The organism is Pseudoramibacter faecis (genome assembly GCF_036289405.1).
GTDB lineage: Bacteria > Bacillota > Clostridia > Eubacteriales > Eubacteriaceae > Pseudoramibacter > Pseudoramibacter faecis.
Window position 1 is genome coordinate 74568 of the sequence record NZ_JAYFFI010000004.1, and the last position, 20128, is coordinate 94695.

The following is a 20128-nucleotide window of genomic DNA, read 5'->3' on the forward strand; positions in this document are numbered from 1 at the left end:
CTGTTTTTATTTTGGCTTTCTTTTATTCGTCCTCAGGAATCAAACCGACCGTTTTCGCTTCCTTCGTCAATTGTTCCCTGAAATCCGGGTGCGCAATCGCGATCAGTGCTTTGGCCCGCTCTTTGATAGGCTTGTTGTGCAAATCGGCCACCCCGTACTCCGTCACCACATACATTACGCAAGAGCGCGGCGTCGTGACGGCCTGTCCCGGGGGCAGTGTGAGACTGATCGTCGAGCTCACGGCGCCGTCTTTGTTTTCATTGGTCGATTTCAGGCACAGAAAACTTTGCCCGCCCTTGGAGATAGAGGCTGCCAGCACATAATCGAGCTGTCCGCCGGTGCACGAAAATTATCTGTGCCCGATGGACTCCGACCCCACTTGACCGGTCAGATCGACCATCAAACAGGAATTAATGGAGACAAAGTTATCCTTTGCCCCGGCCACCGAGGGAATGTTGATATAGCTGATGTCGCCCAATTCCGGCACCCCGGATTTGCACCAATCGTAGACCTCATTAGAGCCCAGACCGAAGCCGCCGAGCACGCGGTCGCCGTCGATGACGCCTTTTTTATAAAGGTACGCCATGGAGTCTGTCAGCATTTCCGTGTGGACGCCAATGTGTTTGCGATCGACCAGCGAATAGGCGATCGCGTTGGCAATGCCCCCCAGTCCCACCTGCAGCGTACAGCCATCCTTGATGTGCGGTACGATGTAAGACGCGATTTTTTCATCGATCTCGGTAACCGGCGGCTGTTTTAATTCTGCCAGCGGATGGTCACAGCGGCAGATGGCGTCCACATCCCTGACATTGATGCAACTATCCTTGCCACGGACTTTCCCTTGGTACTTATTGATCTGAACAATTTTTTTCGTCGCGTATTCTGCTACCATTCCGTCCCAAGCCACATCGATGGGCCCATAATACATATTGCCGTCTTCATCCGGTTCGGACACTTCGACAAAAAGCGTGTTGACATGATACTCGTCGCGCAAGGCCGGTCCGGACTGGGAGAAATGAACGGAGTTAACCGCCGTATTGCCTTCCTTAAACATTTTTCGTTCCACAGGGCCAAAGAAGAAAGAATGTCCGTTAAGATGGCCTTTAAATTCACCCGACATGTATCGGTGTGGCTGACAGGCCAAACAATTGACCACTTCGACATTTTCTAATTCATCTTTGCGATCCGCCAGGGCATCCAGCATTTGAATCGGGTTGTTGCAGAAAGTGCCGACCCACAACACATCACCGCTTTCAATTAATCCGGCGGCATCCTTGACGCTCATGAATTTGGCTTCGTAAGCGGCTTTCCAATTGTCCGGCGCCGGCGCCTCCCCTTTAAACTGCGCTTTCCGTTTTTCCATAAAGGCCCGAACGCCCTCTTTAAAATCAGCTGAAGCCGCACATTCACGCTGCGCCGGCACCTCTGCTTCCTCCAAAAAACGTTGATAATCGCCAAAACTTGCTGCATAAATTTCACGCTTAATATTTTTATACGACAGCAGCGGCCCCTTTGCCAATTGACGGGCGAATGCCATTGTTTCTGCTTCCAGAGCGTCCTTGGGAACGACCTTATAGACAATCCCCAAGTATTTGGCTTCTTCCGCCGATAAAGGTCTGCCAGTCGCACAAAGCGTCATCGCACGTTTTTCACCCAATTGCCTTGCCAGCAGATACGCGCCGCCCGTATCAGGCACCAATCCAAGATTGACAAAAGCCATGATAAATTTGGCGTTATCCGCGCACACAATAAAATCAGCCGCCAGAGCCAAACTGGCACCGGCCCCGGCCGCGGCGCCGCTGACCGAGGCAATCATCATTTTACTGGATTTCTTGATCGCCACTGCGATTTGATCGACCTTAGTAATTAAATCATCAAGATTGACTGATCCCCCCGCTTCCATCAATTTGTAAAAATAGCCAATGTCGCCACCGGCGGAAAAAGCTTTTGGCAATCCCTTTAAAACGATCACTTTAACAGCGGCATCATTTTCGGCTTTGTCGAGCAAAAAAATCAGTTCATCTGCCATTTGCTCATCAATGGCATTAATGTTTTCGGCATAACCCATTGAAATGACTGCAATGCCATCGACAATATCGTAAGAAATTTTCCGCAGTTCCATTTGATCCTCCCCGTTCTCTCATCAAATTGCCAAAATTTTATTCTACCCTCCCTTCGTACTTAGATATAATTTTACTTTACTTATATAATAATCTTTTTGCACCTCATTGCCCTTAATTTTCGCAGTTTATTAAGTCTAAATTTATTTATTATTTTTTAAGGTTGCCTCGCTGCCGACTAAAGTTTCCGGACGTACATCCCATCAAACCATCGGATGCAGCCCTACGCCAGCCATGATTGATCGCAGCTTCAAAAACATCTAAAATACACGATCTAAAACTGCCGAACCCCATTTTAATTTTCTTATTTTATCCGTTTAAACTATTGAAAAATCTTTCGATATTTCAACTAAAAGCGTTCACGATTACAATATGAGTTAACAAAATTTTATATAAAGGGAGGTGCGTGCACCATGTTGGATATCGTCATCATCGGTGCCGGCGTCACCGGCTGCTGTATCGCCAGAGAATTATCCCGATACCATGCAAAAATCTGCGTTCTTGAAAAGGGCGATGATGTCGCCTCCGGCACATCCAAAGCCAATAGCGGTGTTATTCACTCGGGCTTTGATGCAAGGCCCGGAACCTTGATGGCTAAACTCAATGTCGAAGGCAATCATCTCATGTGGCAAAGAGCCAAAGCACTCGACTTCCCCGTTAAACAAAACGGCGCTCTGGTGGTTTGTACCGAGCCGACAGAGCGCGGTCATTTGGATGTGCTGCTGGATCAGGCGCATCAGAACGGCGTTCCCGATGTGCGCATTCTCGAACGGCGCGAAGTTCTCGCCATGGAGCCCAATCTGACCGATAAGACCGTGGCCGCCCTTTACGCGCCCACCGGCGGCGTCATCAGTCCCTTTGGTCTCGCCATTGCCATGGGCGAAAACGCCAACGTCAACGGTGTCGATTTTCGATTTGAAACCGAAGTCACCAAAATCATACCGACGGCAGGCGGTTACCATTTGGAAACCACCCAGGGACCCATCGAAGCCAAGGCCGTCGTCAACGCGGCCGGCGTCTATGCCGACGTTTTTCACAACATGGTCAGCCGAAAAAAAATCCATATCACCGCGCGCAAAGGAGAATATTTGCTTTTCGATAAAGCGCTCGGCCATATTTTCACCGCTTCCGTCTTTCCATTGCCCGGCAAAATGGGCAAGGGCATCCTGACGGCGCCGACCATCGACGGCAATCTTTATGTCGGGCCGACAGCCGACGACGTCGACGACAAGGAAGGCGTTAACACCACCCAGGAAATTCTTGAGCTTTTGGTTGACAAGGCCGAGACCGCCCATCTGTGCAGGCTGGATCTGCCGCTTAATAAAATCATCACCTCCTTCGCCGGCTTGCGCGCCCATGAAGACCATCACGAATTTATTGTCGAAGAGGTGCCCGACGCACCGTTTTTCTTCGATGCCGCCGGTATCGAATCGCCGGGGCTCACCAGCTCGCCCGCCATCGGGGTCATGTTGGCCGGGATGATCCGGGATCGCATGCACCTGAGCGCGAAGAAAAACTTCATCGCCACCCGAAAGGGCATCACGGACTTCGGCGCATTAAACGGCGACGAAAAGCGCGCCAAAATTGCCGAGGATCCATCCTTTGGTCAGATCGTCTGCCGCTGCGAAATGATCACGGAAGGGCAGATTAAAGAAGCCATCCACCGGCCGCTGGGCGCCCGCTCGATGGATGCTGTCAAACGCCGCACCCGCGCCGGCATGGGTCGTTGCCAAGCAGGATTCTGCACGCCGAAAACCATGGCGTTGCTGGCCCGGGAATGGGGCATCCCCATCACAGATATTACCAAAAAGGGCGGCCATTCCCAGATGCTCGTCGGCCACAGCAAAACATTTGCGGAGGCATAAAAATGAAGGCAAAACAGATCGTGATTATCGGCGGCGGTCCGGCGGGTCTCGCCGCGGCGGACGCCGCCTGGCAGGCCGGCGCCAAAGAGATTCTCATCGTCGAACGGGATGAACGCCTCGGCGGCATCCTCAATCAATGCATCCACAACGGCTTCGGCCTCCACACCTTCAAGGAAGAGCTTACCGGTCCGGAATATGCCAAACGCTTTGAAAAGCGCATCCATGAAGAACCGGGCATCGAGATCTTGCTGAACACGATGGTCATCGATATCAGCGCCGGCCACCGGGTCACCTGCATGAATCGGACGGGTGGCCTGTTCACCGTCGATGCCGGCGCGGTGATTTTAGCCATGGGCTGTCGGGAACGGCCGCGCGGTGCCCTCAATATCCCGGGCTATCGCCCGGCGGGCATTTATACCGCCGGCACGGCCCAGCGCCTGGTGAACATGGAAGGGCTGATGCCCGGCCGCAAAGTGGTCATCCTCGGGTCCGGCGATATCGGGCTCATCATGGCCAGACGCCTGACCCTCGAAGGCGCTGACGTTCAGGTTGTCGCGGAGCTCATGCCTTTTTCCGGCGGTCTCAAGCGCAACATCGTTCAATGCCTGGATGATTACGGCATCCCGCTAAAACTCAGCCATACCGTCATCGATATCCGCGGACGCGAACGGGTGGAAGGCGTCACCCTGGCGCAGGTGGATACTCACCTCAAACCCATCCCGGGCACCGAAATCGACTATGCCTGCGACACGCTCCTGCTCTCCTGCGGGCTCATTCCCGAAAATGAGCTCTCGGAAAAAATCGGCGTCACCCTGGGCGCCGGCAACCACGGTCCCGTTGTGGACGAAAGCTTTGAAACCAGTGTCTCCGGCGTCTTTGCCTGCGGCAATGTGCTTCACGTTCACGATCTGGTGGATTACGTCTCGGAGGAAGCGGCCGCCGCCGGGCGCCATGCTGCCGCCTTTGCATCTGGGCAGCTCGCCTCCGGCGAGTCTCAAATCGCGGTGATTCCCGGCGAGGGCATAGGCTACACCGTGCCCATGCACATCGACCCCGCCCGCGTTCAGGATCACCTGGCCATTCGCTTCCGCGTGCGCGATGTTTATCAAGACTGCGCCGTCTGCCTGTATTTTGACGATACGTGCGTCCAGCGGCGCAAAAAACGCATTGTGGCTCCCGGCGAGATGGAACAGATCCGGATCAAAGCAGACGCGCGCTCGGATAAACTGAAAAGCATTCGCATCGCCATCGAAAAAGCATCAGGAGGTTCGCGGTGACAACGACAGAAAAAACCGTTACCTGCATCGGCTGCCCCTTGGGCTGTCCGGTTACGGCCACGATTGAACGCGGCATCGTTACCGCCGTCCGCGGCAACACCTGCCCCCGAGGCGAAGCCTATGCGCGCACGGAAGTCACTCATCCGATGCGCGTCGTAACGAGCACGGTTCGCGTGCGAAGCGGCGATCTACCGGTGGTCTCTGTGAAAACCGCCGACGAAATCCCCAAGGAAAAAATTCGCGCCTGCATGGCAGCCCTGCAGCCCATTTGTGTGAACGCCCCGGTTCGCGAAGGTCAAATCATTCTGCGAAACATCGCCGGCACTTCAGTCGATATCGTCGCCACCAAAGATATCGCCGCAGTATAAAATCGCCCGGCTCAATGCATTCAAGTCATTGGAGACAAAGGAGAAAAAAATGGCTGAAAAAAGATACGTTGTCGGTGTCGACATGGGCACCACCAGCACCAAAACCGTCGTGTTTAATTTTGAAGGCGAGGCCATGGGCTATGGTCAAAAGCTGAACCCGCTGATTTATCCCGGTGTCGGGCGCGTGGAATGCGACGGCCCCTCGATGATTCAAACGCTTTATGACACCTGCAAAGAGGCCGTCACGAGCAGCGGTGTCGATCCGAAAGCAATCGCAGCGGTCAGCTTTGATATGTTCCGCTGCACCATGGTCACCCGCGACAAGAACGGCGGCTTCACCACGCCGATCATCATCTGGCAGGATCTTCGCGGCGCCGAAATGATGCCGGCCATGGAGCGCATGCTCGCCGATCACGGCATGACCACCGACGATCTTTACGACCTCTGCGGCATGCCCCTCGGCGGCGTGAACCCGTCTACCAAGCTGCAGTGGGTCAAAAAGCACCTGCCCGAAGCCTACGGCAACGCCGTCCGCATTCACACCATGATGGGCCTCATGACCAAAGCCTTCGGCGCCGAAGATTATTACGACGATATCGACGATACGCCCTGGCTGCAGCTCAACGGACAGGATTTTCAGTACAGCAACAAACTCTGCGACGCCTTTGAGGTGGATAAAGGCAGGCTCGCCCCTTTAAGACGCTGTGGCGAAATCATCGGCGAGGTTTCCGCCGATGTGGCCGAAAAAACCGGGCTGGCCGTGGGCACGCCATTGGTCATGGGCAGCGGCGATCAGCAGATCGGCTGTCTGGCCAACGGCTGCATTCCGGAAGGCATCGGTTATTATTGCGGCGGCACGGCCGGGATCGCCGCCGGCAAATCCATGAAGTTTCTGCGCGATCCCAACCGCAAATGTTACGTTCTCGGCACGCCGGACGGCGGCTATGTGATGGAAGGCCAGGCCAACGCCGCTGGGTCCGCGTTCAAATGGTTTCGCACCGAAATCTGCAAGTCCGAAGATGTGGCCGCCCAGACCATCGGCTTAAGCGTCTACGATTTTCTCACCCACGAAGCCAAGAAATCGTTGCCCGGCTCCAACGGTCTCTTCTTCCTGCCTTATCTGCAGGGCGCCAACACCCCGCATTATGAAGCCAATGCCCGCGGCACGCTCACCGGCATGACCTTTGCCCATACCCGTGCCGATATCGTTCGCGCCGTGATGGAAGGCATTTGCTTTGACGCCCGGGATATGCTTGACGCCATGGTGGCCGGCAATGTGCCGGACTATCAAACGGTGCGGCTCTCCGGCGGCATCGCCCGTTCCGATTATTGGTGCCAGATGCAGGCGGATATTTACAACCGTCCCTGCGAAACCGTTGCCGAAGAAGAGGCCACGGCACTGGGATGCGCCATGGTCGCGGCCGTCGGCGCCGGCATTTATCGCGACTTTAATGAAGCCGCCGACCATATGGTCAAAGTTACCAGACACTATGAACCAAATCCCAACGCGACTCAACGCTACGAGGATGCTTATCAAACTTGGCATCAGGTTTATCACGGTCTTTCCGGACAGGCTTTCAATGCCGTTAAGGATTATCAGGAAAAATATCGCGATTAAAACCAACAATCCACATAAAAAACAGGTATTTCGTGCTGGAAATACCTGTTTTTTCTTCCTATGCTCATGCAATGAACTGATTCAGCAGTCCCTTGGCCAAAAATTGATCGATGATTAACACATCAACCAGCTGACCGTTAAGCAGTGCCTGAATCGAAGTTACTTTTTCTGTTCCTGAAGCAACCACAATTTTTGTCGGAATCCGGCGATAGGCGCCCAAAGGGATCGAGTATGTCCGGTCTTTTAAATCCGTATCGCATTCGCGCCCGCTGTAATTAATAAAACGCAGTAAGATGTCACAATACGCCTGACTTTGAATTAGCGTTCGGAGTTCATCTTCTTTCAGATATTGGGTGGTCGCCAAAAGCGAACGCACTTCCGGATAGAAAGAGCCGACGCCGCTGACAGAAATCGTGATGCGGCCAAAAATATCCTGAATTTTCTGATAATGGTCTGTTTTGCGAAGAGCATCCATTTCTTCTTGTGTTAACAATCCGCTGCGCTTAATCGAAATATTCTGCCCGCCAAAGGCCATCGCTGCCCGTTTGACCAGCGTCTGCACCGCCAATTTGGGATCACAATCCGCGATGCTGCCGTGCAGGGTCACGATTTTGGCTCCCTTGCGCCGGCACGGATTAAGGTATTGAATCAAATGATACATCGTTCCGCCCCAGGCCAGACCGGCAATATCCTCGTCTGTGATCATCCGCTGCAGATAGCGCGCGCCTTCCAAAGCCACTTGTTTTTTGACCGCGGCTAAATCCGGCACCTGGCCCTTCTCCGTATCAATCGGCGACACCAGCACATCCACCAATTGGTATTTTTGCTGAATGGTTCGTGCGAGTTGGATGCATTCCAGCGACGGCTGTGCCATTTGAAAAGTAATGATCTGCTCTTTTTCCGCGCGCTTTAACAATCGCGACACAGTTGATTGCGAAATGTTGAGTTTTTGAGCAATGCATGCCACCGCTTCCCTTTCGTAATAATATCGATAGGCCACCTCATTAACCAGACAAGTCGATTGGTTATACACTTCGCTTTTCATAAAACATTCCCCCATCTGATTCTATTTGCTTTATTATAAACCATCACCTTTAATTTATAACGCAAAAAAATAAAGCGCAGCCCCGTTAAGCTGCACTTTATGCCTCATCTTAAATTATCTGATGCACACGGATTTATCCTTTCAGATCAAAGATCCCGCCTTTGGCTTCTTCATAAATTCCCCAGGCATCAATCGCCGCCTTCAGTTCTTTATTTTCCGGCTTTCCGGCGGCATCTTTCAAGGCAACGCCGTTCATCACCTCATCAATGCCCTGGCGGAAGGCTCTGGCCCCGGCGGCCGGTCCCATCGGGTGACCGTGGATGGCGCCGCCGGCCGCAATCATCACATCGTTGCCGAACTTTTTAATCATATCTTCCAGATGACCTTGGGTGGTGCCGCCGCCGGGCATCGGGAAGACCGGCTTGATGCCGCCGAGGGGCTGCAGCATTTTGTAGCCCACCGAGATAAAGGTATCCATCTGCATCGGGAACTTGCCATAGGGCGTGAGGGCGATGATCATGTCGGTCCCGGCAATTCTCGGCAAAACCGCCCCGATCAAATTGGCGCTCATGCCGGACCACGGCGATTCATAAACCGCACCGGTATAATCCGAGTGCCCTAAAATCGGCACGTTGATGCGATCGTCTTCGGCCAGCATCCGCGTCGCGTCGAGCCCGATGGTATTATAGTTGACCAGCAGGCAATTGGCGCCGTTTTTAATCGCCGTCAGCGCATTGTCGATCAGATTTTCGGTCCGATCGGTGATATTAAAGGCATAGAGGGTTTTTTCGCCTTTTTTCTGGTCTGCCCGGGTGATGGCTTCCATCACCGCCTGAACCCGATCTTCCAGCGGGCAGAAATCCGGATTAGAGCACAGCTCGTCGTCTTTGATGATGTCGACGCCGCCGACGGCCGCTTCATAGGCCAGTTTAGCTGTTTCCTTCGGGCTCAGGCCGATGCAGGGTTTAATCATATTGTTGAGCAGCGGCCGATCCTGAACGCCTAAGAGATCGCGGATCCCTTGAACGCCGAATTTCGGCCCTTTAAATTGGCCCAAGAACGTTTTCGGAAATTCCAGATCCAGGAGTTTAACCTTGCCGGAGCTGGAAATATTCCCAATGACCGTCGAAAGCATCATGGCAAACGAAGGGCCGAAGTTGGTCGCCGGGAACGCCACCCTTAAAATAAAATGCCGTTCTGTCACCTCTTCCGGAATCCCACACTGATAAGCCGGCGCTTCATAAACGCCGATGATGCGCGCCATCGCCCGATTTCGCACTTCTTCCGTTTCGCCGGGAACCTTCAGCCAGGTGCCGCAGCTTTGTTCGACCGCCATGGCCGCCCCGAATTTTAACGCATTGGTGCTGCGGCCGGTCGCGCAATAATACGTTGCGATAACATAATGATCATCTCTCAAATTTTCCGGATACTGAACAGCAATTGGATCGATATACATACTTTGTCTCCTTTTTAATTTCCGCACACAATTGCGCTTTTTTCTGCTTATCTTTAATTATAAAAGCTTCAACGGCAACATCAATATCGAAAGTATTTTCGATAGAGCTATAGAAATTTTATTCAATATGGGCGGGTATCCGCCCTCGTGATAAAATACATTAATTAATTAAGGAGGATTATCTGCGCATGAATGTACAAGATTTACTCCAGAAAGATGCCTTCCTATGCAACTGTGGCCGTGAACACCACAGCGACACGAAGACCCTGCAAGTGGGCGACGCCGCCATCTACGACCGGATTCCCGGAATGCTCGGGGGCATTCACCGGGCGCTCGTCATTTCCGATGGCAATACCCGCCCGCTGTGCGGCGAAAAGGTGGCCGCGGAGCTGACCGGCGCCGGCATCACAGTGGATGAAGCCTTTTTCGATCAAAGGGACGTTTTAATCCCCGACGAGACTGCCATTGCAAAGGCTGAGGCCTGTTTTTGCGAGGGCGCCGGGGCCGTTATCGGCGTCGGCTCCGGGGTGATCAACGATCTGAGCAAGTACATCGCTTTTAATCATCAGGTGCCGAGCATGATCGTCGCGACTGCCCCGTCGATGGACGGCTTCGCTTCCAGCGGTGCCGTGATGATGCTCAAGGGGCTCAAGGTCACCTGTTCCAGACGGGCTCCGCGATGGATCGTCGCCGATATGAACGTCCTGGCCAGCGCTCCCATCGATATGATCCGTTCCGGCATCGGCGATCTGCTGGGCAAATTTTCAGCGCTCAGCGACTGGCGACTGGCCACCTTGATGGGCAACGAACCCGCATGCCAGATGATTTATGATCTGGTCGAAACCGAAACCAAGGCCTGCATCGATAATATCGACGCCATCATGCGGCGCGACCCCGCCGCTATCGGCCGCCTGATGGAAAGTCTGGCCATCGTCGGCATTACCCTCGCCTACCAGGGCAGCTCCCGCCCGGCCTCGGGATCCGAGCATCTCATTTCCCATTTCTTTGAATTGACCTGCATTAAAAATCACCTGCCTTATTTTCCCCACGGCATTGACGTTGCCTATTCAGCTGTCGTTTCAGAAATGCTTCGCAAGCGGCTGGCCGAAGAAGATCCGGCGACTTTTGCCTTCCATTTCGATCGGTCCGCCTGGCATCAGGAACTCGTGCGGTGTTTCGACGATATGGCACCGGAAATTGAAGCCATGCAGGAAAAAAACGGCACTTATACGACCGATCGCACCGACTTTATCCGCGAAAACTGGCCCACCATCCGCGCTTATTTGAAGCAGACGCCCGGTGTCGCCTTCACAAAAAAAATTCTGAGCGAGGCCGGCTACGATCTCGACGATTTTAAAGCGATGTACGGCCTCGATAAAATAAGAGACGCCGTGCGCTATGCCAGCGACATCAAGACCCGCTACACCTTGCTTGCGCTTTTAAGCGATACTGGAAAACTTATGACCTATGCAAAAGAACTGACGCTATAATATCCGGGCCATGGCCCGATAGATATCAACCGTCCTTTGGCAGCCTTCATTGATAGAGAAGAGGAGAAAAAATGAAATACTTTTTAGGATTGGATCTCGGCACCGGCGGCATTAAGTCGGTTTTATTCGATCAAGACGGCAAGGAGGTCACTTTCGCCCTGCAGGAATATCCCTTGTATCAACCCCATAACGGCTGGGCCGAACAAGCGCCTGAAGATTGGTACAACGCCGCCGTCGCGACGATTCGAAAAGTGGTTAAACAGGCTGATGTTCCGTCCGAAGCCATCGTCGGCATCGGCATTGCCGGCCAGATGATGGGTGCCGTTCTGCTCGACGGCAACGGCGAACCGCTGCGCAAGGCCATCCTCTGGAACGACCAGCGCACCGGCGAAGCCACCAAGGCCATGGCCGAACGCGTCGGCGCGGACCGCATGCTCAAAGTCACCTGCAACCCGCCGCGGGAAGGGCTCACCGCCGCCAAAATTTTCTGGGTCGAACAAAACGAACCGGAAGTTTTTGCGCAAACAGCGCATATTCTTTTGCCCAAGGATTATGTTCGCTATCGTCTGACCGGCGAGTTTGCCACGGAGGTCTCCGACGCGTCAGCTACCCAGCTATTGGATACCCCGGGACGCTGCTGGTCAGACGAGATGATGGCCGCCCTCGACATCACGCCGAGCATGTTGCCCAAGGTTTATGAATCCTATCAGATCACCGGCACCCTCAGACCCGAAGTAGCCCGCGCCGTCGGCCTGTCGGAGAAAGTGGTCGTTGTCGGCGGCGCCGGGGACAACGCCGCGGCTTCGGTGGGAACCGGTGTGGTGGCCGCCGGCCGCGCGATGACTACCATCGGCACCTCCGGCGTGGTCTTCGCCTTTACCAACCGCCCGGCCCTCGACCCCAAAGGCCGGGTTTATACCTTCTGCACCGCGGTGCCCGATGCCTGGCACATGATGGGCCTGGTCAACTCGGCGGGCCTTTCTCTCAAATGGTGGCGAAACGGCTTTTATCCGGACGACGAAGAATACCTTAAAATCGACGAGGAAATCGCCAAGTCCCCCATCGGCGCGCACCATCTGATCTATAATCCCTATCTGATGGGCGAAGCTTCTCCCTATTGGGACGTCAACGCCCGGGGATCCTTTATCGGCCTGTCCGCCATTCAGACCAAGAAAGACCTCACGCGCGCCGTGATGGAAGGGATCACCTTTGCGCTGAAAGAATCGATGGATATTTATCGGGAAATCGGCGTTGATCCCAGGGTGATGCGTATGTGCGGCGGCGGCTCCAAAGCGCCGATCTGGCGCCAGATGATGGCCGATATCTACAATATTCCGGTGGCGCTGCCGGCCGGCGTTTCCGAAAATTCCGCGGCACTTGGCGCCGCGATTCTCGCGATGGTCGGCACCGAAACCTATCCCGACGTGCCCACAGCCTGCGACCAGATTGTCTCCCTTCGGGACGAACAATACCTGCCGAATCCCAATGCGTCGGCCAAATACGAAAAGCTTGCGGAGATTTACCGCAAGGTTTATCCGGCCCTTCAGGATATTTACCGCGACCTCCAAACCCTCGCGCTCTGATTTTTTGCAATACCATCACGGAGAGACCTTATGACCACCACGTTATACCTTATCCGACACGGCGAAACCTATGAAAACCAAAACCACATCTTTCAGGGCGTTCTCGACACCAAGCTCACGCCGCTGGGCCTGCGCCAGGCCGATGTCCTCGGCGAGTATTTTAAGCAGATTGCCTTCGATGCCGCCTATACCAGCCCGCTGAGCCGGGCGCGCGATACCCTGACCGGTGTCTTAAAATATCACTCGGATATCGCGCCCGTCTTGCGAGATGATCTGCACGAAATCGCAGGCGGCGCGCTCCAAGGCTTATCTTTTGCCGAGTGCAACGCCCGATTTAACAACATTCTCGACACCTTCCGCGAGGAACCTTCGGCTTTTGCCCCGCCGGGCGGCGAAAGCATTCCGGACGTTTATGTCCGCTTCACCACAGAGATCCTCGCCCTGCTGAGGGCCAACCCCGGGCGCACCATCGTCGTCGTCTCCCACGGCACCGCCATTCAAACCTGGCTGGCCTATGCCAAAGGCCTGCCCGCCGACCGCATCGCCTTCGATTTTCTGCCCAACGGCTCGGTCAGCCGATTTGCCTATCATGATGACCACCGAATCGAGACGGTTTATATCGGCCGCCTGCCGGAATCGGATGTAGGCGCCAAATAGAATGCACATAAAGAAAGCCTGAAACAAAATCTCAGGCTTTCTTTATTTTTTGTGTGTCAAAAATTTATTTTGAACTCAAAATCCTCGGATCCTCTTCGTGCTTAAAGAAGGAGCGGGTTTCGGCCGCCACCACGCCGGACAGCGCCATCAGCGCGATCAGGTTCGGGAAGGCCATCAGCGCGTTAAAGATATCCGCGATGGTCCACACCGCTTCCACCGTCATAAACGGCCCGATAAAAATCGCCAGCACATACAGCACGCGATAGGTCATCACCGCCTTGTAGTTGCGATTCGACAGGTATTCCAAGCAGCGTTCGCCATAATAATTCCAACCGAGGATCGTCGTAAAGGCGAAGAACACCAGGCAGATCATCAACAGGAAGCTCGCCACCTGCGCCGGGAAGGGCAGCCCGTGCTGGAAGGCGCAGATCGTCACGTCCACCCCTTCGAGGCCCTTATTCCAGGAGCCGGTAAGGACGATGGAAAGCCCCGTCATCGTGCAGATCACGATGGTGTCGATGAAGGTGCCCGTCATCGAAACGAGCCCCTGGCGCACACAGGATTTGGTCTGGGCCGCCGCGGCTGCGATCGGCGCCGAGCCCAGTCCCGATTCGTTGGAGAAAATCCCCCGGGCGATCCCCTTTTGCATCGCCACGATCATCGCGCCCAGTGCGCCGCCGGCCATCGCCCGCAGGCCAAAGGCCCCCTGGACCACTTCTGCCACGGCCCCCGGAATACCGCTGAGATGTGTAAACAGGATCATCACCGTACTGGCCACATAAGCCACCGCCATAAAGGGAACCACCACTTCCGACACCTAGGCGATGCGCTTGAGCCCGCCGATCACCACCAGCCCGACCGCAATGGTCAGAATGATTCCGCCGATCACAATCGACCAGGAATAATTGGCGCCAAACAAATGCACCGTGTGCAGATTCTTCGGATCGAAAAAGGTGTTGATCGCCGAGGTGATCCCATTGACCTGGGTAAACGTTCCGATGCCGAACAGGCCGACGCCCATGCCGAAGAAAGCAAAAATCTTCGCAAGCCAGGTCCATTTCTTGCCCATGCCGTTTTCGATATAATAAAAAGGGCCGCCGAGTACGTGTCCGCGATCGTCGATAGTGCGGAAGCGAATGGCCAAAAGCCCTTCCGCGTATTTGGTCGCCATGCCGAGAAAAGCCGCGATTTCCATCCAGAAAAGCGCGCCCGGGCCGCCGGCCACAATGGCGGTTGCCACCCCGACGATATTCCCCGTGCCGATAGTGGCAGAAAGGGCGGTGCAGAGCGCGCCAAAGCTGGTGACTTCCCCCTCGCCGTCCGCTTCGTTTTTAAACATGAAGCGCAGGGCTTTCGGCAGATGTTTGACTTGAAGAAAACCGAGTCGAAGGGTGAGCAAAATGCCGACCGCCAAAATGAAAATAATCAGCGGCAGGCCCCAGACGACCCCGTCAAACCATAAAAGAAAAGCGTTAAATTGATGAAACATTTGTTCCTCCTCACCATGATATGAGAGTCGGGACGAAGTAAAAATGGATTCACTCTGTCCGTTTGCCTGAGAGATCACGCGATCACTTCAACCCGCGTCGCGCTTACACCTTCGGCGCCCATTTAAGGGACTCTCCAGAGCCTGTCAATCTTTAGGAAATTTAACAGTGCTTCTAAAGCTTAGCATAAGCTTAATAGGCACGCAAGAGATGAATGGATCGTTTTTTGTTCTAAATCAAATGCAGTTATCGCCCGCCGAAAAGCCGACATCAAAAAAGCTCAGGGAAAATTCCCCCCTGAGCCCTTTAGAATCGTTTGTCATTCGATTTTAATCACCATCCGCTTTGTCAGAAGCATAATAGCGAACGCTCGACAATGTTTGGTGACCGGACATCCGGACGATCAAGCCGTTGCTCCGACTGTCATAAAAAGTTTCGATTATTTTGTCCGTGCCGTTGCCGGCAATCATCAGATTGTTCTGCTTCTGGCTCAGTTTCGCAGCGCTCACCGCGTCGGCCGTTGTGTAGCTGGCGAGATAAGTCACTTTTTTGCCCGCTTCGTTTATTCTGAAGGTTGTCACTTTATTCGCCTGAGTTACCACCAGCGTCCGATCGGCCGCAAGCGATATATCCGTCACGTTCGCAAATTGCTGGCGCGCCTTCAGGCCGAAGGTATCGGCCTTGCCGCCAAGCACCCAAAGAATTTTCCCCGTTTCCCGATCAACTTTGATAATGGCGTCGGCGTTTCGCAGAGAAAGAATCGGATTGTTATCCGCCGGATCCAAAATCATCGCATTCACATGCAGATAATCCTGCGGGGTATCCGAGCCATAGGCATTGCCGCGGCGAGACAGGGCATAAAGTTTGTCAAAAGCTGTGCTCCGCCATTCCCAAACAACCTTGTTGCCGTGCACCTCCTGCAGCACGGCCGCCACCACCGTCGTGTTTTTTGACGGATTCAGATTCGCCGGGATATTGCTGACCCGTTCCGTTTGATAGGACAAGGTAAGAGTGTCGTTTTTATTCAGCAGCTCAAAGCCGTGCCCGTCCACCGATCGCCCGGCTTCTTCTTTATTCACCGTCTTTTCGGGATGATAATAGCCCAGACCGACATCTTCGGTGATGACATTAAAATTTTCATCCATCACGATCCGCATCCCCGGCTGGTAATCAGCAATGCCCCCATTATCAGCGTCGGGATCCGTTCGGTGATAGGAATAATAAATATTGCCGTTGGTAGTCGCATGCCGCCTGAAATCCGTAAAACGCACCTTCGCCTTATCGGCGTCCAGCGCCTGATACCAAATCAAGTCACCGTTGGTATTCAGCGCATAAATCACCGGCTTGTCCTTTTCGGTGATCAAATATTCTCCTTTGGCGGCCGATTCTCCGGTCACCCGCAGCGACGGCAGCTGCGAGGAATAGGTCCGCAGATATACCGTTCTCGTGTCTTTGTCGTTGGCGATCACCACTTTGAGCTTGTTTTCCGGCGTAAGCGCCGTCACTGCAACATTCACCGATTTTCCAACTTTTAAAGCTTTGCCGTCAACCGTTATCTTGCCGTTGATATACCCCAGCAGCTTGAAAGCATTGTCGCTGCCGGTCATCAGACAGGGCACGTCCACCGTGATGCCGTCTTTTTTAAGCGGCACTTCCATCTCGCAGCCATTCACCGACAAATGCAATGTTCGATCTTTAATCTGGGTTTTGTCCCGGCCGGCATAAGCCAGGGCAAAGCCAACCGCTAAAATCAGAATCAACGCGATTACCACCGCGCCGATTAAAATTTTCTTATTGCGCTCCATCCAACTCCTCCTGCTGATGTCTCTTTTTATTTTGCAGGGCAATCCATGGGATCACCTGCTTAAGATCGTTGAACACGGCCGCTGCCATCCTCCGGGTCTCGGCATCCGGCTGCCACAAATCCGGTATCATCACAGGGATCATGCCGCCGGCGGCCGCCGCCCGAATACCGTTGATGGAATCTTCAAGCACCAGGCAATTGCCCGGCGGCACCGCCATCGCAGCCGCCGCCCCCAAAAACACATCCGGTGCAGGTTTGGCCCGCGCCACCTGTTCCGAACTGAAAATCTGTTCGAAATAGCCGTCAATATGCGTGGCCTTCAGATTCCGTTCGATCTGCCAGCGCGGCGACGAGGAGGCCACAATGTGCGGCAGGTCTTCCGCCCTCAAATAGTCAAGCAGGGCAACCAATCCGGGCTTTTGATTGAAAAAACCGCCGGCCAGCGCCTGCTCTATATAGCGTTCCCGTTCGGCCGTAATGCGTTCTGCCGCGGCATGATCATGGGTTGCGGTCTCAAAAAAGGCAACGACCTCCGATAATTTTCGACCGGACAAATGGGCAAAGGCATGATCCGGCAGCGGATCCAATCCCTCTTTGAGCATGCCTCGCTGAAAAGCCGCCACAGTCAGACTTTCCGTGTCGAACATCAGCCCATCCATATCAAAAATGACCCCTTTGATCATGGTATCTCCTTTATCATTACCATCATGTTTCCGCTTTATTTTATCAAATCTCCTGGGAAATGACAATCATCCCCGCGATGATGCATCCGTGCCGGAACACGCAGGCTACTTCTCAGCTGAAGGCATGAAAAAACAGCCGGCGCCGTGCCGGCTCTCCGTATTGCTTGTTTATTTTAACTAAACGCGTATCGCTTTCAGCGCATTCAGGTGCCCGTTTTGCAAAAACAACTGCACACGACGGAACAGAGAAGCACGGCATGCGCGCAGAACGGGGAAACTGCAATCGAGAAACCAAGGTGACAAATCAGCGTTTGCGGCAGCTGAAAGCGCGCATATCGAAATTGCAAAGCTGGCCGAAAGAAGAAGCCGCTAACGCCGGGCCGTCCACCCTTGCCCATGTGCTGCACGGTATCTTATCGCGGCGGGAACAGGCGGGAAAACAAAGCCGGTATGCTGCCGTCAACAATCTGAAAGCGACCGCGCATATGCTTAACTTTTTATCTGCCGACGACATAAAGGATATGGCGGAACTGAAAGAAAAGATAACGAATATGTTCAGCAGCACAACACATCTGGAAAACTGAAGCCCATCGACAGGCGGCTGAAAGTTCTGGACGAGCATATATTGAATGCTGAAAGAATATTTACAATAACATGCTGGGAAGAAAGCGGCAGGGAATCGCCTACACGCAGGCAAGACATGAAACGACAAAAGAAAGACGGCGGGACAACAGAACTATCCCGCCGCACCTGCATACGCTCTAATTAAATCTTTTTATAAACTGGAATTTGCTTATCTAAAATTATTGTTAAAACAAAACCGAATAAAATGGAATCAGTATATGAAGTGGAATCATCCACAATCCGTAAAGACCACCCATCCCCATATGCACAAATTAAAATTATCGCTAAATTCAAAATTATAACTACATCCTTAAAAATCTTTGCTTTAGATAAAAGACAAACTATAACGCAACCATAAAATCCACATCACAACCAATTATATAGATAAATATCATAACCGGTAAAATACACCAGTAAACTAACTATTGGTAAAATTATGCTGAGAAGTATTCCAATATATTTACATATGTTCTTCATCCTACTCCTCTTTGTCAAATTCAAATTTGATACTTTATCATAATTATCCAACTGCCAAAAGAAGAATTTTTTGGACTTTTATTCCGCCAAGAGAAAAAGTGTCAATAAACCAGAAAAAGCACTTGATAAAACGCTTCATGGTGTGTCGGATGATGGGTATCAAGAATCTGGACTGACACGCCAATAAGCAAAACTTGCCGGTGATCAGCGAATCGTGATGCCGTTCCGGGCAACGATATAGCACATTGTTCTTCGCCCAGGCCCGGGGATCGTTGATCCAGTCGTGACGATCGCTTAACCGACGCTAAATTTTACCGAAAGATGATAAGATTCTTTTTATTGTAGCACGTATTCTCACCTTTCTCGGCCCGCGTTTATCCGCAATTTCTGATCATCTCTCCAACCTTCTGTGGATAAATTTGTGGATAATACGTCCAGACTTGTGCATATTTTACGGTCAGATGGTCCACAATTCTGTGGATTATCCGCAAATATCGAAAAATCCCCGATTAAAACTGTGCATAACCTGTGAATACCGGGGATAAATGCCGTCATTAATCTTTTTTAATGGACTTTGCCTCGAGCGCCAGCTTTGCCGCGCCGACGATGCCAGCGTCATTGCCCAGCTGTGCCAGTTGAATGGGCGTGTCGCGCGAAGCCGCAAAGGCCAGCCGCCGATACGCGCGCTCGATGCGCCCGCGTAAAAATTCCCCGGCATTGGCCATGCCCCCGCCGATAACAAATACCTCGGGATCCAGCACTCCGGCGACGGCTGCAAGCCCTTGGCCGAGCAGCGCGGCAACGCGGTCCACCAGCGCCAGAGCCAGGGCGTCGCCCGCCCTGGCCGCCTCGAAAATGGTTACCGCGGAAAGCGCTTCCTTCCGCAGCCGCGTCGGCCGATGGGGATCGGCGGTCAGTGCTCGCCTGGCCAGTCGCACAATCCCCGTGGCGGAAGCGTATTGCTCCAGGCATCCGTGTTTTCCGCAGCCGCAGGCTTCCGTCTCGTCCGGATTCACCGGGAAGTGACCGATCTCCCCGGCTGCCCCGTGGCAGCCGGCCACCAGTTGCCCGTTCACCACCACACCGCCGCCGATACCTGTTCCCAGGGTGAGCATTACCAAGCTTTTGCTGCCTTTGCCGGCCCCCTGCCAACATTCACCCAGTGCAGCCACGTTGGCGTCGTTGCCCACCGCCGCCGGTATGCCCGTTCCTTTGGTAAAGGCCGCTCCGGGATCGCAGCGCCCCCAGCCGAGGTTCACAGCGCCGTCGACGATCCCCTCGGCATCCACCGGTCCCGGCACGCCGATGCCCGCACCGATCATCGCCGATCGCGCAAGATCATGCTGCCGGCAATAGGCCTCAATACTCGCCACAATGTCCGGCAGAATCCGGTTGTCGGCTGCCGCCGTTCGCGTCGGAATCGCCCATTCGTCCAAGCGCTCGCCCCCCGTCGTGAAGCATCCCATTTTAACGCTGGTGCCGCCGATATCAATCCCAAAAACCTTTTGCATCTTCCCGCGTCCCTCCTTTATTTTTAAAACCGCACGCCGTGCCTGCTATGCTATAATGATGCC

13 protein-coding genes, 2 pseudogenes and 1 riboswitch are annotated in these 20128 nt (G+C 53.6%); of the genes and pseudogenes, 8 read left to right on the plus strand and 7 right to left on the minus strand.

All coding sequences use genetic code 11. The features are described 5' to 3' along the window. Positions 1 to 22: 22 nt before the first annotated feature. Positions 23 to 2122, minus strand: a pseudogene (locus V3C63_RS05020) (enoyl-CoA hydratase-related protein). A 411-nt stretch (positions 2123 to 2533) separates the two neighbouring features. Between V3C63_RS05020 and V3C63_RS05025 the strand changes: the two are divergent. Genes V3C63_RS05025 through V3C63_RS05040 form a run of 4 tightly spaced genes read left to right on the plus strand, consistent with a single transcriptional unit; the run spans position 2534 to position 7248 of the window. Then, positions 2534 to 3985 carry an NAD(P)/FAD-dependent oxidoreductase gene (locus V3C63_RS05025; RefSeq protein ID WP_329886720.1) on the plus strand — a complete coding sequence of 484 codons (1452 nt, stop codon included), beginning with the start codon at positions 2534 to 2536 and terminating at the stop codon, positions 3983 to 3985. A gap of 2 nt (positions 3986 to 3987) precedes the next feature. Next, positions 3988 to 5262, plus strand: a complete 1275-nt coding sequence (locus tag V3C63_RS05030) for an NAD(P)/FAD-dependent oxidoreductase (RefSeq protein ID WP_329886721.1) — start codon at positions 3988 to 3990, stop codon at positions 5260 to 5262. Next, a complete protein-coding gene (locus V3C63_RS05035) occupies positions 5259 to 5630 on the plus strand; it encodes a DUF1667 domain-containing protein (protein WP_329886722.1) in 372 nt (123 codons plus the stop codon). The genes V3C63_RS05030 and V3C63_RS05035 overlap by 4 nt, the downstream gene beginning before the upstream one ends. Before the next feature lie 49 nt (positions 5631 to 5679). Then, the gene (locus tag V3C63_RS05040; RefSeq protein ID WP_329886723.1) at positions 5680 to 7248 is read left to right on the plus strand and encodes an FGGY-family carbohydrate kinase; all 1569 of its coding nucleotides are present in this window, start codon (positions 5680 to 5682) and stop codon (positions 7246 to 7248) included. 64 nt (positions 7249 to 7312) lie between these two features. On the opposite strand, the gene V3C63_RS05045 is transcribed toward V3C63_RS05040, so the two are convergent. Further along, positions 7313 to 8293: a sugar-binding transcriptional regulator gene (locus tag V3C63_RS05045; protein WP_329886724.1), complete on the minus strand. Its 981-nt coding sequence runs from the start codon at positions 8291 to 8293 to the stop codon at positions 7313 to 7315. A gap of 133 nt (positions 8294 to 8426) precedes the next feature. After that, positions 8427 to 9749, minus strand: coding sequence for a RuBisCO large subunit C-terminal-like domain-containing protein (locus V3C63_RS05050; protein ID WP_329886725.1), 1323 nt, complete (start codon positions 9747 to 9749; stop codon positions 8427 to 8429). 188 nt (positions 9750 to 9937) lie between these two features. Here V3C63_RS05050 and V3C63_RS05055 point away from each other — a divergent pair, with 188 nt between their 5' ends. From V3C63_RS05055 to V3C63_RS05065, 3 genes are all read left to right on the plus strand, one after another. Beyond that, positions 9938 to 11239 carry a sn-glycerol-1-phosphate dehydrogenase gene (locus tag V3C63_RS05055; RefSeq protein WP_329886726.1) on the plus strand — a complete coding sequence of 434 codons (1302 nt, stop codon included), beginning with the start codon at positions 9938 to 9940 and terminating at the stop codon, positions 11237 to 11239. A 71-nt stretch (positions 11240 to 11310) separates the two neighbouring features. Next, positions 11311 to 12822: a xylulokinase gene (gene xylB, locus V3C63_RS05060; RefSeq protein ID WP_329886727.1), complete on the plus strand. Its 1512-nt coding sequence runs from the start codon at positions 11311 to 11313 to the stop codon at positions 12820 to 12822. 30 nt (positions 12823 to 12852) lie between these two features. Then, positions 12853 to 13479 (plus strand): histidine phosphatase family protein, encoded by a 627-nt coding sequence (locus V3C63_RS05065; RefSeq protein WP_329886728.1) that lies wholly within the window; start codon positions 12853 to 12855, stop codon positions 13477 to 13479. 64 nt (positions 13480 to 13543) lie between these two features. On the opposite strand, the pseudogene V3C63_RS05070 reads toward V3C63_RS05065, so the two are convergent. From V3C63_RS05070 to V3C63_RS05080, 3 genes and pseudogenes are all read right to left on the minus strand, one after another. Next, positions 13544 to 14968 (minus strand): annotated as a pseudogene (locus V3C63_RS05070) (alanine/glycine:cation symporter family protein). Positions 14969 to 15012: 44 nt separating this feature from the next. Then, positions 15013 to 15116: riboswitch (glycine riboswitch) on the minus strand. Positions 15117 to 15295: 179 nt separating this feature from the next. Beyond that, a complete protein-coding gene (locus tag V3C63_RS05075) occupies positions 15296 to 16771 on the minus strand; it encodes an aryl-sulfate sulfotransferase (RefSeq protein ID WP_329886729.1) in 1476 nt (491 codons plus the stop codon). Continuing rightward, complete coding sequence (locus V3C63_RS05080) at positions 16758 to 17453, minus strand: HAD family hydrolase (RefSeq protein ID WP_329886730.1); 696 nt, start codon at positions 17451 to 17453, stop codon at positions 16758 to 16760. Before V3C63_RS05080 ends, V3C63_RS05075 begins: the two co-directional genes overlap by 14 nt. A 257-nt stretch (positions 17454 to 17710) precedes the next feature. Here V3C63_RS05080 and V3C63_RS05085 point away from each other — a divergent pair, with 257 nt between their 5' ends. After that, complete coding sequence (locus V3C63_RS05085) at positions 17711 to 18037, plus strand: hypothetical protein (RefSeq protein WP_329886731.1); 327 nt, start codon at positions 17711 to 17713, stop codon at positions 18035 to 18037. A gap of 1071 nt (positions 18038 to 19108) precedes the next feature. Here V3C63_RS05085 and V3C63_RS05090 read toward each other — a convergent pair. Beyond that, a complete protein-coding gene (locus V3C63_RS05090; RefSeq protein ID WP_329886732.1) occupies positions 19109 to 20065 on the minus strand; it encodes an ROK family glucokinase in 957 nt (318 codons plus the stop codon). Positions 20066 to 20128 lie beyond the last annotated feature (63 nt).